Here is a 16,936-nt window from a genome sequence, read left to right as displayed (position 1 = left end):
CTATTCGCGATATTTGGATTGCAGATATTTGTCATTAGGCCGATATACCGTATGTAGACTATTTTAGTTAAAGCGCTTTTTTCGTTAGGACTGGTTCGCAAACAATGATTAAGCATCTGTGCTCGCTTCTATTTTTGATGATACCGACCGTGTATTCATCTGCCGCTGTAGGCGACTTTTTTGCCGATATTAGCCATGCATACTTACCCGGTCAGGTAACAGAAATTATCGCTGGCGACACTATTTTGCCCATTGTCGAAGTTGACGCTCACACCCCCTTGCCACTGGGAACTGCTATTATCATTAGTGAATTGTCTCCAGCGGGATTAACGATGGGACAGGGCGACATGTTGGCTGAAAAACTGGCCGAAAAAGGCTGGAACGTGATTATCAGCCCATTTGAGCAACCGTTACACAATGACGCTCAAGCCACTTCACAAGTAGAAAGCGAAAACCCACCAGAGCAATCAGATAATGTACTGACGATGGACCCAGACATCCATCCTCGAAGTAATCAGCTTACTCAGCATCTCGATTTTGACGACACCAAAAACAAATTAGGCATGCAACTGAACGCACTTAACAACTATCTTCAAGAGCGACAAGGTTACCGACTAATTATCGCACAAGGCATGCTGGCAGCGAGCTTTTTGTCACTAGCAACCACACAACCGTCACTTCACCCTGACACATTTGTCGCTATTTCCCCATTTTGGCCAGATTCCACAATTAACGACTTAGTCGTTGATAATATTGCCCAATCAGACTTTCCGGTCCTAGATCTTGCTGTGGGCAACTACAGCAACTGGGCATCAAGTACCGCAGCACAGCGACGAGTGAGTGCAAAAAATGCACTAAAAATGCACTATCGTCAGGTTGAGATATCGGGCACACCATTAGTCTTTAGTATAAAGCCAGATCAAGAAAGCGCCTATATTCATACACTTACAAACACCACTATTGGCTGGACACGTCATCTAGGCTGGTAAATCTCTGTTCTAGGGATTACGCTAAATTAATCAAGAAAACAATTACCTAGTGAGAAAACGCGCTACGCAATGGCCTGCTAACGAGCAGTTAGATTGTTATGAACTATAATACTTGTATAACGCAAATACGGTTGGGCACCTCGTGACTGTTCAAGATTTCGTAGATAGTAAAGCGAAGCAACTGTGTTTTTATTTGAAAGCATTCTGGCAGGGCGAACTTCCCGCAGAGGAGCTCGAGCTCTTCTTTTGGGACAGCATGGAAGAGTGGGGCCAGATTGATTACACATTAACACAGCCATATACGCCAAAAGAACGTGTTTTTTGGCATCTATTACACCAAGTGCATTATTGGAATGGCGATAAACTTGAAAACGATAAATACCTCTTCGACGAATTAAGTAACTGCGTCAACTTTCTTGATGGATTAGGGCATTGCCCTTTAGATTGTGTGGGTGTTCGCCCCTAACCCACGCGTTCTCCTCTCTTACCACAATAAAAACCATTCTCTAGGTTGCTTATCATCAATGTTCATGGCTCAATGACATTTTTGCATACTCGCCAAGGGCTAACTTATTTGTTCTCTGCATTAAACACCTATAAAGACAAACGCTTTCTGAGTATTTTTTGTTTCGGAATATCCAGTGGTTTTCCATGGATAATGATTGGTTCTGTGCTCTCTGCTTGGCTTAAAGACGAAAACTTATCACGTTCTGCAATTGGGTTATTCGGCATTATCTTTGCCACGTATTCGTTTAACTTTTTATGGTCGCCTTTACTAGACAAACTCAAGCCACCTTTTTTAGGGCAGCGCCGAGGCTGGATTATGGCTATGCAAGGTGCTGTTGTTGTGTGCTGCCTTGTTATGTCTCAACTGAGTGCTACTAGTGATTTATTTTATATTGCACTTGTAGGCCTTTTCATCGCAATTGCCTCCTCTACACAAGATATAGCCATTGATGGCTTTCGCATAGATACCATTGCAGAGAATGACAAAGATGGTATGTCAGCGGCTTCTTCTGTCGCCACTGCAGGATGGTGGACAGGCTACGGTGGCTTGGGTGCAATTCCCTTTTATCTTGCCGACTATACCGCCTACACATGGCCTGATATCTATCTACTTTTAGCCGTCATGATGCTTCTGCTAATGGTTGCGACATTGCTGACCAACGAGCCTGAAATTGATAGAAAAGCACTTTTAAGCCAAATAACGCACGAAACTGGCAGCGGCGTTCTGTATTGGCTTAGAGCGACATTGATAACGCCTTTCTCAGAGTTTTTTAGTCGAAACGGCGTGAAACTAGCTGCCTCTTTCCTGTTATTTATATTTTTGTTCAAGATTGGTGAAGCATTTTTGGGGCGTATGAGTATCGTCTTTTACAAAGAAATTGGCTTTTCAAATAGCGATATAGGTACGTACTCAAAGCTGCTCAATTGGTGGGTTACTATTGTATTTTCGCTTTTAGGCGGCCTGGTTAATATCCGCTACGGCATTTACAAAGGGCTAATGATTGCGGGCATTGCCATGGCGGCCTCTAACCTTATGTTTGCGCTAATTGCACAGACAGGTCCATCAACGGGCTTGTTAGCAATAACCGTGATAGTGGATGGTTTTACAGGTGCGTGGAGCACAGTCGCTATGGTGGCGTTTATATCGTTACTTTGCAATCGTGCGTTCAGTGCAACCCAGTATGCACTTATGGCCTCATTAAGTGTTGCTGGACGCACACTGGTGGCCTCAAGCAGTGGATTTGTTGTTGACGCCCTTGACGGTAATTGGAGCCTGTTTTTTATTGCTACAGCCCTTATGGTCATACCCAGCTTGTGCTTTCTGTATAGCATTCGCGAAAATATAAAAAAAGTCGAATATTCAAATAACTAAGTGTTAATTTTTTACTCATAACCTTGCAAGTAAACATAAGTTATCTACAGTTAATGAAGAAAGAAATATTCATGTTCTGTTAACTCGTTGATATAGCAATGTCACTGCAAGGAAGTACTTTGGTAACGGAGAAGCTTAGTCATTCAAACAAAAGGGTCAAAAACACCCGCCGCGAGCGTGCACTGTCGAAAGTTAAGATTGCGATGGTCACTATTGTACTTGTCACGCTCGCATCACTTACTCACATACTCAACCAACAACAGCACGCGATTTCAGCATTGAAACAACACAGTGCATTCGAAGACGCGCTAATTTCAACTGAACAACAGATCAATCGTTACCAGTACAGCCAAAATATTGCCCTGGTAGCGCCTTTGCAAGAAAACTTACTAGCCACTTATCAACGGATAGCAACACATTTTGCACAAGAGCAGGAAATCAAATTCGTTGAGAATGAACTCTCCTTTGAAGCATTTGAGGGCAAGCAACGCAGCCTAATGCGAGAAGCAAACCATAGTGTTATTCAAGATACTATGCTTCAACTCTACACCTTGGCTGTACTGCCCTCTGAACAAGCCGCCCAGTTGCTTAATGCCGTATTCACACTTACACCATTAATCAATGCTATTCAAACTCAGGAGAGCGCACTTCAAAACCAAATATCGTCAATTAGGCAACAGATGTTGCTTGTACTCATTTTTTCAGTTATTACGCTGGCATTAATTCAAGTAATTGGGTGGCTGTTTGGCAAGAATCAGCCTCATAAATCCACTTCGCTGTTACATCGTTCAGCGCTTCGCGTGTCTTTTGCTGATAAAGAGCAGCGTCATCAAAAAGAGTTTATTCAACTTATTAGTCACGAGTTTCGAGCACCTATTAGCGTAATTATTAGTGCTCTAGAGCTTATTCCCAATATGGAAGCGCAGCGCAGTCGACTTATCCAGCAAGCTGAGCAATCAAGCTATCGGTTACTCAGTCTAACCAATAATTTAACCGAACTATTGTCAGACAATATAGAAGACGACCTACAACCCCAGTCCATTGATTTAATTGGGCTCCTTGATGAGTGTATTTCCCCCTTTTCGATTCAAGTAAAAGACAAGAAAGTTGAGTTGAATATGCATTGCAGCCATAGTGTGCCGCATTTTGTTGAATCTGACCCTGTTGCTATTACTAAAGTCGTTACCGCCATTTTAGACAACGCGGTAAAATTCACTTCATCTGGCCTAATCGACGTCACCATTACAACGCTGGTAAAACACCAAGGTATTTTCCTTGTTGTTATTATCAGCGATACTGGTATTGGTATTGACGACGACACACAAGCGAAAATGTTTGATCGCTTCTACCGCGGAAAGCATGCTACTACGCATCGTTATCCTGGCGCGGGTATTGGCTTATCGGTGGCTAAGCGCAGTCTTGATAAGCTAGGTGGTTCATTGAGTGTAAATAGCACCGTAGGGGTCGGTAGTGAGTTCAAGGTGCATATTCCTATTAAACCGTTGGAAACACCTATCATTGAGGTATCTTCTCCGTCTAATGCAAAATTTGCTGTAGTCGATGATCTGGAGATCTCACGTCTTCATTTACAATCAATCATTACCTCGCAAGGCTTCAGCGCACGTACCTTTTCATCTGGTGCCGAATTGATTAACCTTCACGATGAAGTACTGCAGTTCAGCGCTATCATTGCCGATTTATACATGCCAGGTATGACAGGACTCGAGTTAGTTAAAACCCTCTCAGCGATTTACGGCGAGCGCGTCCCCCCTGTCGTCGTACTCTCTGCTACCCCCGATATTGCCAATATCATTGCTAACTCCGATTTACCCATTTATCAAAGTTTCGTGAAGCCCATTGATAAACAGAGACTTGTCGACACGCTGCATAATTTAGCCATGAATAAAACGAAGATAATGGCCCCCGTTACACGAGCAAACATACTGGTTGTTGAAGACGAGCCAATTAATGCGGAAATGGTGGAGCACATGTTGACATGTATGGGGCATGCCGTGACTATCTGCTACAACGGTGACGATGCCATTATTCGCGCAAATGAAAGCGCGTATGATTGTGTTCTGCTCGACATCAATTTGCCCGATCTAAGCGGCTTAGAAGTAGCAAAGATATTACGGGAACGCAATCCAGACCTCCCTATTATTGCACTTACTGCCAATGCACAACGAGACGATAAGGAAGCCTCATTAAGGGCTGGAATGCGCTATCACCTCGTCAAACCCATTACCTTTCAAGAGCTTAAAAATACGCTTAAACTTACCATTTAAGCGCATATTGGGTGTTTTGATGTTTAGCTAAAGCGTTACCGATTCAAATACTCGGTGCTGATTTCTGCCGTTTTGCTTGGCTTCATAAAGGGCTTGGTCAGCCAGTTCAAGCCAGCCCATTGCGCCTTTAATGTTGGAATCAAACTCCGCCAAGCCTAAACTGATGGTAAAGCGAATGGTTTTTCCCTCATGCTCAACTTCTAAGCGCTGAGCGAACTGACGAATGCGTTCAGCCACTACTTTTGCATTGTCCAACGCCGAGTCGGTCAAGATGATTGCAAACTCTTCACCACCATAGCGACCTGCTAAATCTGTTTCGCGGATGCAACGTTTGATCAGCGCAGCGAGCATTTTAATTACTTTATCGCCGGCTTGGTGACCATAGGTATCATTAATACGTTTAAAGTGGTCTATATCCAGCATCATTGCTGTGCTTGGTTTTCCGCGGCGTTTACTCAACTTGAACACTTCATCGAAGCGTTCTTGCCAATAGCGGCGATTGTACAACCCAGTTAGGCCATCGACGCGACTGGCCGTTTTTAACTCTTCGTTTAAGTGCTCCATGCCGAGTTTCCCCAACGCCTGCTCTGTCACATCGTAAACCAACATGCAAAACTGCTCGACATGGCCCGCTTTATCGACAATAGGGAACATAGTCACGTTCTGATACATATGATCTGCAGCACAGGTTACTGGGCGATTACATCCAAACTTAAACAAATATGGGCGCTGCTCCCAAATGATAAATACGGGGCTTTTAAGGTTAAATACGGGGTCTACTTTGGTACGTAGCCATTGCTCATCAATTTCTGAAAATTGACTAAACAAGCTCTTTCCAACCATATCGACACTGCGCATGCCCCCATGGTTTTCCATGAATTTGTTCCACACTTTCACCTCAAAAGTGCGGTCGAGGATCACTACGCCGACCTCAATAGAATTTAAGAGCTCACTAGGCAATGCCGTTGAATCAGATAAAGTCGCCGAGTTAAATGAATCTGTTGGGATGCTCATAGACTGTCCTTGTCGTCGTTGAGAAGTCGAGAGTACAGTTGATTAATGGCGTCACCGGGAAACAACAACAGCAAGTCAAACGAGATATCTCTTGCCTTTATTGCATATCCTATTTCGATGGCCATAAGCTTTCCCCATCGATGCACGTTATCACTTAACAACGTCGACAAGCCTTTGTGCTGGCCTAATAACACAGGGTGCGTGTGACTAAACTCAACGTTCAGCTGTTCAGACAACCCATTTAAGCATGCCCCTATTAGGATATTCGATACATCCATCAACGCCTCAAGCGCAAGGCTGGCGGGAGACTCAGATGGAGGATACTTCAGTAACTCTACAATATTTTGCGAGTTTGTATCATTGAAAATCACCAGTGCTTCGCCACTGATACCTTCACTGACAAACCCTTTTGATACCGCTGACACACTGTCGTTGCGATTTATCTCTGCCACAGCCATTGAAAGTTCATTACTTTCAATTAAGTTAACATTGGGAATGGGTAAGTCGATAAACTCGCCGAGTAGCTCGGCAAGACTCTCCCCTGCGCGTCCCATGGCAATATTTACCATTTCACGGCAAGCATCTAACTTGTCTTCATCCGATGTGGCGCTGTCTTGTGTATGAGCCGCTGTTGAGTCAGCCTTTCCGCTATAAATACCGTACGACGATAAAATATGGGTCAGTTTTTCGTTGTCTATTGGCTTGCGTATAAAATCGAGTGCCCCCAACGCAATCATGCGCTCTCGCGCTTGCGCCTGAACATCACCTGATACCACAATGACTAAACACGGCAGGTCTTCCTCTCGGATAACTTCCATCGTTTGGTAGCCATCCATCACAGGCATATTTAAGTCCAAGAACACAACGTCGCCCTTACCTTCACGAATGAGCGTAAGAGCTTGATTGCCATCTTCGGCAAATGAAATATCCACATCCCAACCATCGGGTATACTGCGCGCCATTTGGCGTCTTGCGAAGCCCGAATCGTCGCAAATTAAAATAGGAGTACTCATAGTAGCTCCTTATATCGCAACGGGTGCTTTGATATGCGGATGTGACTGGTAATTTTTGAGTTCGAAATCTTCAAATTTAAACCCAAAAATATCTTTAACTTCTGGGTTAATAACCATCGTAGGGCGTTCAAATGGCTCGCGGCTTAATTGCAACTCCACTTGTTCAAGATGGTTCGAATACAAGTGTGCATCACCTAGCGTGTGGATGAAATCACCCGGCTCTAAGTCACAAACCTGTGCCATCATCATGGTTAACAGTGCATAACTTGCAATATTAAAAGGCACACCTAAGAAAATATCGCCACTGCGCTGATACAACTGACAGCTAAGCTTCCCATCTAAAACATAAAATTGAAAAAGCGTATGGCATGGCGGCAATGCTTGTTTACCCATGGCCGCATTTTCTTTTGGTGAGTAATTGGTATCGGGTAGCACTGCGGGGTTCCAGCCGCTAACAATTAACCGTCTTGAGTCTGGATTCGTTTTTATCTGCTCAACGACTTCAGCTATTTGATCGACAGAAGTACCATCTCCTCTGTCCCAGCTTCGCCATTGATGGCCGTACACAGGGCCTAACTCGCCCTCGTCAGTGGCCCACTCGTCCCAAATACTTACGCCATTTTCTTTTAAATACGCAATATTGGTTTCACCTTTTAGAAACCATAATAGCTCATGAATGATGGATTTAAGGTGACACTTTTTGGTGGTCACCAACGGGAATCCTTCCTGGAGGTTAAAGCGCATTTGGTAACCGAAAACACTCAGTGTTCCTGTACCGGTTCGATCTTCCTTTTTCACACCCGTATCACGTACATGGCGCATTAGAGCGAGATATTCTTTCATCGTTATTCTTATATTTTTTTACTGTTCAACACGGTCTTTCTTGCGCGTATACGCACGCACTATTAATCCTATTCCTAAAGCAATCATAGGTAAACAAAGAAGTTGCCCTTGGCTTAGTCCCATTTGATATAAGCCAATATGTGCGTCGGGCTCTCTAAAATACTCCACGATAAAACGGAAGCTGCCATAACCTAATAAAAACAAGCCACTTACAGCACCAATGGGGCGTTTCTTAGCCGAAAACAGCCATAAAATTATGAATAATAGCACGCCTTCAAGTGCAAACTCGTATAATTGAGAAGGGTGTCTGGGCACATTGCCAGCATTAGGGAAAATGACGGCCCACGGCACATCAGTAGTACGTCCCCACAACTCAGCATTTAAAAAGTTACCGATACGCCCAGCCCCTAATCCTATTGGCACGAGGGGCGCGACAAAATCGCCCAACTGTAAAAACGTGGTGTTCATGCGCTTAGCTTGCCAGAATAAGGCCGCCAATACGCCCAGCAAACCGCCGTGGAATGACATCCCACCCGCCCAAATCTTGAATAGATAAAGCGGATTGTCGAGAAACATACCAAATTGGTAGAAGAACACATAGCCAATACGGCCACCTAAAATAACGCCGACAAAACTCCAGAAAAGTAAGTCACTGAGCTGCTCTCGACTCCAGTCAGTCTGAGACAGTCGCTTCTGCGCCAATAAATAAGCGGCGATAAAGCCCACTAGGTACATAAGCCCATACCAGCGAACGCTAAGTGGACCTACACTAAAAATAACGGGGTCGATACTGGGAAAAACCAGGTAACTGCTCTGTTCCATTATGTTATTCAATTCCTAAAATCATTCTTATACTGACAAGTACTAGCAAGCACGCAAGCATTGACTTTAATACACGCACGTTCACTTTCTGACCTAATTTAGCACCAATGTTCGCCGTGAACATAGAGGTCGCTACAATACCCGCTGTCGCCGGCAAATAAACATACCCTAAACTATGGTTCGGTACGTCTGTCTCATTGAGACCCGCAATGATAAAACTGGCGGTACCAAAAACTGCAATTACCAAACCACAAAAAGCGGCGCACCCAATTGCAGCTCGGATATTTACTTTAAACCACACCAATGCAGGCACTAATAGTGCGCCCCCACCAATGCCCATCAGTGCACTGAGGGTACCAGCAACGATCCCTACTGCGCCAAGTGTTGCTTTTGAGGCGTCGTTATCTGATGCTTTTTGCTTTCCAAAAATCATTTGTGCGGCGATAAGCATAACGAGTACCGCGAATACATCTTTTAACATTTCACCTGAAATATGGCTGGCAATCTGGGCACCGCCAACAGCCCCCACCGCTATTCCCATACCGGTATATAACACAACATTTGGCTGAATATTGCCAAGCCGATAATGCGCAAAAGCCGACGACATACCTGTGAAAATAATCGTTGAAAGCGATGTTGCGATAGCCACTGGCATAACCGCTTCGGTTGTCATTCCCAAAAAATGTACAAGTAAGTATGAGAGCGCGGGCACAATGATGAGTCCGCCACCGATACCTAACATGCCCGCCAATATACCCACAATGGAGCCTAGTAATAAGCAACTTACTAGGATAACAACCATAGGTTCCATGTTTTGTTCCTTTGAAATATCGCGCACAAGCGTAACACACACTGCTAGAGAGAGCATGCACCGCTTGCACGAATTCAGGTGACCACTTGGTTGTATTTACGGTTTACGCTCTGTACACCTATGCGCCAGCGCGTATCAGTCCGCCTAACCCCTTCGTTTCAAGGTATTCATTTAAATGCGTAAATACCTCTTCTTGACTTACCGATGTGAGTGCCAAAGAAAGTAATTGCTTACACTCATCTAAGGTAACTTTGCGAATTAACCAGTTTATCTTTCGTAAGTTAAAGCCATTCATACTTAAACGGCGATATCCCATTCCCATCAGTAACAAGGCGCCAGCAGGCTCACCCGCTATTTCGCCGCAAATGGTAACTGGCACCTGGCTTTGATTAGCCTTTTGCACCACGTCATATAGCGCCCCCAACACCGCTGGGTGATAGCTGTTATAAAGACCCGCGACACGGGTGTTATTTCGATCAACGGCCAAGAGATACTGGGTTAAGTCGTTGCTTCCCACCGAAAAGAAGTCAACATGCTTTGCCAATTGTGGCAATTGATACAGCACTGAAGGTACTTCTAACATAATACCTAGCTTGGGCTTGTGTATCGTTTTATTCTCTGGAGCTATCTCGTCTGATATTTCGTAATATGCTTGGTTAATTAAACGTTTTGCTTCTTGCACTTCTGACACGGTAGAGATCATTGGCAGCATAATTTGCAGGTTGCTCAATCCTATGCTCGCCCGCAGCATAGCCCTAACTTGTACGAGAAAAATTTCAGGATGGTCTAGGGTTAATCTAATACCTCGCCAGCCAAGAAACGGATTCTCCTCGTTAATCGGGAAATAAGGGAGCGGTTTATCACCACCGACGTCGAGCGTACGCATCGTAATCGGGAGTTCAGGCGCAGATTCTAATATCTGACGATATAAACTCACCTGCTCTTGCTCAGAGGGGAAGCGCTCGCGCAGCATAAATGGAATTTCGGTTCTATAAAGACCGACGCCCGCGCCTATTTGACCCGCGTTAAGCTCAACTTCGGCGGATAATCCAGCGTTGATATAGAGCGACATACGACAGCCATCAATACTCTCGCACGGCTTATCGGCCTCAGCATCAATTCTCTCGGCAATTGCCGACTCTTCTTCAATGAGCTGAATAAACTCAGCTTTAATATTGCGCTCTGGTGAAACAATGACTTCACCAGAGTAACCATCGAGAAGGATTTCTTTATCTTCAAGCAGTGCTGGCGTGACATTCTGACACCCCATTACTGCAGGTACCCCCATGGCTCTGGCAAGAATTGCTGCGTGAGAGTTGTTTGACCCTCTAATTGAGATAATGCCTTTCAGCTTGTCTCTGGGAAATTCAGCCAGCATAGGCGCAGACACTTCATCTGCTACCAGAATACTGGGGACGGTAATTGTTTTCTCTTCAACTTGTTGACCGTTTGCTTCAAATAATATGTTCGCCAAAATACGGTCAGACAGGTCAATAATATCAATGGCACGCTCCTGCATGTAGGGGTCGTCCATTGCCTGAAAACGCGCTGCATAGCTTTCTACAACCATCTTCAATGAGGAAGCGGCATCCCACCCTTGACGGATCTTATCCTCGACTTCACGCCCTAAACTATTGGCATCAAGCAAATGGTGATACAACTGAAATATTGATTTGACGTCATCGGGAATACCGTCATCGAGACGTTTAGATAACGCGTCTACATGGCCTCGCGTTACCTCCACACCTTTGCGGTACAACTGAATCTGGTCGGCGGGCGACTGAGTGCGCTTAACAACCCAGTTTTTCAAGTTAACCGACTTGTCCTGAGACACGCCCTTACCAATAGCGAGTCCTGGCGAACCCGCTATTCCCCGTACATTTTTTTGCTGTGCGATGCTATCGGGTGATGATGAAAGCGTTAATGCCCCTCGAATATCTGCGTTTGTGATTTCAAGGGCAAGCTGAGCTGCAAGAGTAACGAGAAATGCCTCTTCGTCTTCACTGAAACGGCGCATTTCTGATTGTTGCAGCGTTATTACCCCTAACACGCGACGCTGATTGATAATTGGCGTGCCTAAAAACGCATTGTAGTTTTCTTCTTTAACTTCGGGGTAGTGTTTAAAGCGAGGATGGCTGTGTGCATTAACAATATTGAGTGGTTCTTCGCGCTGACCCACTAAACCAATAAGACCTTCTGAGAAGCCAATGCGCACTTGCTCAACCGCATCAGGATGTAAGCCGTCAGTGGCCTTTAAAATAAACTCCTGGGTGTCATAATCGGCAAGATAGATTGAACACGAGTCGACATCTAGCGTTTGTTTGACGCGAGAGGCTAAACGAAATAAGGCAGTGTCTAGCGCAGGAATTTGATTCATTTCCTGCACTATTCGCTTTAAAGTGGTTAGCATTGTGCCTGTATTACGTTGAGTACTCACCCGTTAATCCTTGCTCATACATCTTTCGCGAGTTGGTTAAGCCTGCGCAGGCCACCGTCCATGCAATCAACCTCGCCTGCGCTTTTTACCACGCTTGCTAGGCATAGGGCTGCTGCGCTGCTGAGTTCGGTGTTGTGCAGATAACACAACCGGTGAAAACTCTTTCATCACCCGTCTATACACATCACGCTTGAACGACACAACGTTGCGAATGGGATACCAATAGCTAACCCACCGCCAATCATCAAATTCAGGATGACCGGTTTTAAGTACATTAACATCTCGCTCGTTACAATCGAGTTGCAACAAGAACCATTTTTGCTTTTGTCCTATACAAACAGGATTACTACCTTGTCGAATTAATCGCTTTGGCAGTTTGTATCTAAGCCAGTTACGGGTAACACTTAAAATAGTGACATCTTTCGGTGTCAGCCCTACTTCTTCGTGAAGCTCGCGGTACATAGCTTGTTCAGCAGATTCCCCTTCATCAATTCCGCCTTGAGGGAACTGCCATGAATGTTGACCATAACGTCTTGCCCAAAATACTTGACCCATTTTGTTGCAAATCACTATGCCCACATTCGCACGGAATCCATCGGCATCTATCACATAGACTCCCGGGCACACTATACTGTTATATGTTTTCATTCTTCCACAAACTATGCTCCAATCATAGTGTTAATATTCATCGTCGATGTTCAATTAGGAAAATAACGTAGTTTATGCAACCTCCAGTGTCTCCCCCTACCTCGCCAGACGACTTACTTGCCCGTTGTCATGCCATTGCAGGACTTACTCTTGGCGAGTTAGCAGATATGGCCAATGTGGCAATTCCGGCTAATTTGCAGCGCCATAAAGGGTGGCCAGGTATGCTGATTGAAAAATGGCTCGGCGCGAGTGCGGGCTCTAAGCCACAGCAAGACTTTCCAGAGCTTGGCATTGAATTAAAAACCATACCCATTGATGGTCAATTTGCGCCATTAGAGACAACGTATGTGTGTTTTGCCCCACTGCTCATGACACCCGGGATCACGTGGGAGACGTCAAATGTGCGCAATAAGTTACAGCAAGTACTATGGTTACCCGTTGAGGGCGCGAGACATATTCCATTGGCTGAGCGACGTGTAGCTACGGGCTTTTACTGGCGCCCGAGCGAAGAAGAAGATCAACTATTAAAAGATGATTGGGAAGAGTTGACCGAACAGATCATTACAGGCAATGTCGAGTCAATAACCTCAAGGCAAGGCAATGCACTGCATATTCGCCCTAAGGCAGCAAACGGGAAAGTATTGACCGACGCGCTTAACCCTGATGGCGAAAGAATAAAAACACGCCCACGCGGCTTTTACCTTAGAAAGACATTCACCCATCGTATAATGATGAATGCCTTTTTTGCTTGAACACTAGCTATCGATGGCGAAGGTGCTTCACCAGATAATCACTTAAGAATTTTTCCGAATTGATCCCTACGCGTTTAGCCACTGCCGCCACTTTTGCATCGCTGCGTAGTAACACGTTTTTGGCATACTCTAACCGGTAGTGAAAAATAAAACGTCGAAAGTTTTTCTTATCAGAAAGGCGCAACGCCAGAGCAAGTGCAGTAGGGTCCATATCGGCTCCCTGACAAAATTGCGCTATGGTGACAAAACGTTCCTTGTACACTTTCGATTCAATAGTGTAACGCTCTGCCTTCGATATTAAACTGCTGATTTCATAAGGGTTCGACTTCTCAGCATCTAACCGCTCATAATCAAGGGGAGATGGCGATGTTCGACGTACAAACGTAAGTGAAAATAGCACCACTAAGATCGCTCCACCTAACATTAGGTGATGAAAACTCTCCCAAAATGGCACGGACAGAAAACCAAAAGTGGCGGCAGTTACAAGCAAAATACTCATAAAAGCAACCCCTACAAGGCTACCCATTACGCCAGCAAGGCGTGGCGCTTTAAGCTTTTTAATGTCAACAGCTTGTTCAGGCAGATGACGATGGTACAACTGGATTTGCTCAGTGATGAGTATACCGATAAGCAGCACACTAAATCCGGCCAGTAACGACGCGATATACGCGGGCCATAAAAATAGAGGGTCTCCGGTAGGCGAACTAACAAACCACTGCTGTTTTTCTTGTGTGCTAATAAGTAACACGCTTAACTGAAATAGCCCCGTTACTGCCACAGGCCACCAAAGGCGGCGCCGTGCACTCGGCTTATCGACTAGCATTGGCTTGATGGCGCGATAGCAGCACGTGACAGCAATCACTGCAAATACTTCAGACAAGCCATAAAGGTATGCATAATCAATGGCGTTAGCCAATCTTAGCCATTCATCAAACATGAATAATGGCCAACACACAAAAGCTCCCACTAGGTAGCGTCGGCTTGTTAAGTTCACTTTAAGAGAAATAAGCCTAAGTAGCCCCGCGCAATACAGTGCTACAAGCATATAAAGAAGATAATTATACATCGTTGCCGTCATTGACACTGCCCGTCCTTGAAACTGTGTCTTACTACCAATAAATATCGCGCTGCATTGCTACTGTGCGCGTACGTTCCATAACTTTAATTAGCGTGGTCAGTTTTTCGGCCGTCCACTTGCGAAGCTCATCATGAGATTCCACTTCTGCATCGTCAATTGACTGCTTAAGCATCAAGAGCGCATTCAACTCGTCTATTCCGGTCAGTAAGTCTAGCCACGGCGCACGAAAGTTGCCACGCTCTTCTACAAACAAGTCACCGAGTAAAAAGCCGCTCCACAGGGTTTGACGCAATAATATTTCTACCGCGGCATAATTTGCTGGGCCCATGGTTTTACTCAAGGGCATACTTTGCTGTACGGTTTGCCAGCCCTGTGACAACCACCCTTTGGCGTGGTCGAGGACAGGGTGATCATACCCTGTAGCAACTTTCTGCCAAGGCTTATTCTGAATTAGCTTTATCGCGAGCAGTTTAATGTCTGTAGCGTCATTATCAAACAGTAATTTTTCGGGTTCATGGGCGTGCATTAAGCCAGCCTGACGCCCTTGCAAATAACTCACAATAGCAGGTTGTTTACTTAAGGTTTTGTTGAACAGGCTTTTTTTAGACAATAAATAGCGCAGACTCTGTAAATCGTCTTGCCAACTCCACTTTTGAGCGTGTTCGACTAATTTTTTGTGCAACGATAACAACTCAGGGCATTGTAATACGGGTAAATAAAGCGACACGCTTTGCAGTAACAAGCGGATACTCTTTTCCACTTCGGCAAGCATTTTTATAGCCCCGCTTTCACAAAAAACGTGCTCATGGTGCTGCCAATGCGCTAAGGCAGTTTGCACAGCAAGGCAAAACGCCTCTTCGGTTGATATGGAATCTTCAAGCGCCAGAAAATCAGGCAAGTACCTCACTTTGGCATTAAACCCATGAAGCAATTGATAACCTTGAGCCGCCTTAGACACATCACTTAGCCTAACCGGCATATTGTCATTGATTAGGACTGCCAGCGTGAATAGGCTATTAATGTCGCCTGACATTAATTCCAGCTCAATTTCATTGATAGGCGAACTTGCTTTATCTGTAGTAGCTTCACCACAGTCTAATACAATTTCTACAGTACTTTCCCCTAGGTCAACAACATAGGCGTGACGGGTAAAGTGCGTACTAAACTGCTTTGATAAACTGTCATTTTTGGTGGCTATATCCCAATCTTGTGGCCACACAGATGGCTCAAACAGCGTTAAATCAGGACTGGCGTTATCAAGCGGTACGTTGAACTCTGAGCGTTTATGTAAGCCGCCACTCACCACACCATTGGTTTTGAGAGTTTGCTCGTACTGTCCATTGTTTCCACGTACTCTAAAACCCATCTTATGTTGTTGAAAATCCAGTTTACTCGTATCGTAGTAATCATTTTCCAACCGCATCTCTTTATGCGATTTCACATTGATTTGGTGCTTTTCAAAAAGCGGTAATACACGTTGCGAAAATGCTTCATGAGCATGTTCACCGGTGACAAATTTTAATTCTATTTCTGACATGGTTGCGCTAAGCACAGCTTTAGATGCTGACACCTTACCTTTGATAACAGCTTAGCGCAATCGCGATACACCGATGTATCCGTGTTGGCAGGTGTTTTTTACTCAACAATAGTGCTCGTACCTTTAAGACAAAAGTGGAACACACTTGCCTTTATTGCGGTCAACCAATACCATCTTGTTGTTTTAAACTCAGAATTGGACTTCATATGATACGAAAGTGGTTAGCAGCAGCCCTTGTTGCATGCTCTTTTCAAGCATTTTCGCTACAGGACACCGCTGATTTAGAAGCATCGTCATCACACTATATAAGAGATGACTTGTTTATTTTCATGCACACAGGCGCAGGCCGAAACTATCGCATATTGGGCTCAATAGAAGCGGGCACCCCTATTACCGTTTTAGACAGAGACAATGATGCTGAGTTTACCAAGATTACCGATAACGAAGGCCGCACTGGTTGGGTAGAAAGCCGATTTGTGTCAAATACCATGTCACAAGCAGAGCAATTGCCGATTATAAGTGAACAGCTAGCGGATAGTCAGCGCAGTTTACAATCTGCACAATCTGAGAACGCACGACTGCGCCAACAACTCAACGATGCGCGCCAGCAAGTGTCTACATTGACGACAACTAGTGAAGAGCAAGCAGCCGAGGTCACTCGCCTTACTGCAAAAGTTGACAGTGCTAACAAAGATGAGCTTGTAACCTGGTTTACCCGAGGCGGTATGGTGGCAGGCGCAGGTATTTTACTGGGTGTGCTGCTAACCTACTTACCCAAGCGAAAGCGCAGAAATAGCGAATGGATGTAATAAAAAGGCCAGCATAAAT

15 protein-coding genes are annotated in these 16,936 nt (G+C 44.9%); 6 read left to right on the top strand and 9 right to left on the bottom strand.

What is annotated here, in order from left to right:
• The first annotated feature begins 104 nt into the window (after positions 1-104).
• From JN178_RS02735 to JN178_RS02720, 4 genes are all read left to right on the top strand, one after another.
• A complete protein-coding gene (locus JN178_RS02735) occupies positions 105-989 on the top strand; it encodes a DUF3530 family protein (RefSeq protein WP_202263441.1) in 885 nt (294 codons plus the stop codon).
• 142 nt (positions 990-1,131) lie between these two features.
• A complete protein-coding gene (locus JN178_RS02730; protein ID WP_202263440.1) occupies positions 1,132-1,455 on the top strand; it encodes a hypothetical protein in 324 nt (107 codons plus the stop codon).
• Positions 1,456-1,527: 72 nt separating this feature from the next.
• Entirely contained in the window at positions 1,528-2,868 is a 1,341-nt protein-coding gene (locus tag JN178_RS02725) for an AmpG family muropeptide MFS transporter (protein WP_202263439.1), read from the top strand.
• Between the two features lie 119 nt (positions 2,869-2,987).
• A complete protein-coding gene (locus JN178_RS02720; RefSeq protein ID WP_232369672.1) occupies positions 2,988-5,153 on the top strand; it encodes a hybrid sensor histidine kinase/response regulator in 2,166 nt (721 codons plus the stop codon).
• A gap of 27 nt (positions 5,154-5,180) precedes the next feature.
• On the opposite strand, the gene JN178_RS02715 is transcribed toward JN178_RS02720, so the two are convergent.
• From JN178_RS02715 to rppH, 7 genes are all read right to left on the bottom strand, one after another.
• On the bottom strand, positions 5,181-6,167 hold the full coding sequence (locus JN178_RS02715; protein ID WP_202263437.1) for a sensor domain-containing diguanylate cyclase: 987 nt from the start codon (positions 6,165-6,167) through the stop codon (positions 5,181-5,183).
• The gene (locus JN178_RS02710) at positions 6,164-7,180 is read right to left on the bottom strand and encodes a response regulator (RefSeq protein WP_202263436.1); all 1,017 of its coding nucleotides are present in this window, start codon (positions 7,178-7,180) and stop codon (positions 6,164-6,166) included. The genes JN178_RS02715 and JN178_RS02710 overlap by 4 nt, the downstream gene beginning before the upstream one ends.
• Positions 7,181-7,189: 9 nt before the next feature.
• Positions 7,190-8,023: a thymidylate synthase gene (locus tag JN178_RS02705; protein ID WP_159624177.1), complete on the bottom strand. Its 834-nt coding sequence runs from the start codon at positions 8,021-8,023 to the stop codon at positions 7,190-7,192.
• Positions 8,024-8,041: 18 nt separating this feature from the next.
• Positions 8,042-8,845, bottom strand: a complete 804-nt coding sequence (gene lgt / locus JN178_RS02700) for a prolipoprotein diacylglyceryl transferase (RefSeq protein ID WP_202263435.1) — start codon at positions 8,843-8,845, stop codon at positions 8,042-8,044.
• 4 nt (positions 8,846-8,849) lie between these two features.
• Positions 8,850-9,656, bottom strand: coding sequence for a sulfite exporter TauE/SafE family protein (locus JN178_RS02695; protein ID WP_202263434.1), 807 nt, complete (start codon positions 9,654-9,656; stop codon positions 8,850-8,852).
• A 118-nt stretch (positions 9,657-9,774) separates the two neighbouring features.
• Positions 9,775-12,066 carry a phosphoenolpyruvate--protein phosphotransferase gene (gene ptsP / locus JN178_RS02690; RefSeq protein WP_202265862.1) on the bottom strand — a complete coding sequence of 764 codons (2,292 nt, stop codon included), beginning with the start codon at positions 12,064-12,066 and terminating at the stop codon, positions 9,775-9,777.
• Positions 12,067-12,159: 93 nt separating this feature from the next.
• On the bottom strand, positions 12,160-12,702 hold the full coding sequence (gene rppH, locus JN178_RS02685; protein ID WP_159624226.1) for an RNA pyrophosphohydrolase: 543 nt from the start codon (positions 12,700-12,702) through the stop codon (positions 12,160-12,162).
• Positions 12,703-12,815: 113 nt separating this feature from the next.
• On the opposite strand from rppH, the gene mutH reads away from it, so the two are divergent.
• Entirely contained in the window at positions 12,816-13,493 is a 678-nt protein-coding gene (mutH, locus tag JN178_RS02680; protein WP_202263433.1) for a DNA mismatch repair endonuclease MutH, read from the top strand.
• 7 nt (positions 13,494-13,500) lie between these two features.
• Here mutH and JN178_RS02675 read toward each other — a convergent pair whose 3' ends face one another.
• Positions 13,501-14,448, bottom strand: coding sequence for a DNA mismatch repair protein (locus JN178_RS02675; protein WP_232369671.1), 948 nt, complete (start codon positions 14,446-14,448; stop codon positions 13,501-13,503).
• A 154-nt stretch (positions 14,449-14,602) separates the two neighbouring features.
• Positions 14,603-16,108, bottom strand: a complete 1,506-nt coding sequence (locus JN178_RS02670; protein ID WP_202263431.1) for a CYTH domain-containing protein — start codon at positions 16,106-16,108, stop codon at positions 14,603-14,605.
• A 206-nt stretch (positions 16,109-16,314) separates the two neighbouring features.
• Here JN178_RS02670 and JN178_RS02665 point away from each other — a divergent pair, with 206 nt between their 5' ends.
• A complete protein-coding gene (locus tag JN178_RS02665; protein ID WP_232369670.1) occupies positions 16,315-16,917 on the top strand; it encodes a TIGR04211 family SH3 domain-containing protein in 603 nt (200 codons plus the stop codon).
• The last annotated feature ends 19 nt before the right edge of the window (positions 16,918-16,936 follow it).

The organism is Alteromonas sp. KC3, assembly GCF_016756315.1.
Lineage (GTDB): Bacteria > Pseudomonadota > Gammaproteobacteria > Enterobacterales > Alteromonadaceae > Alteromonas.
The sequence above is the reverse complement of the archived record's forward strand: the minus strand, read 5'-3'. Positions and strand labels throughout refer to the sequence as shown.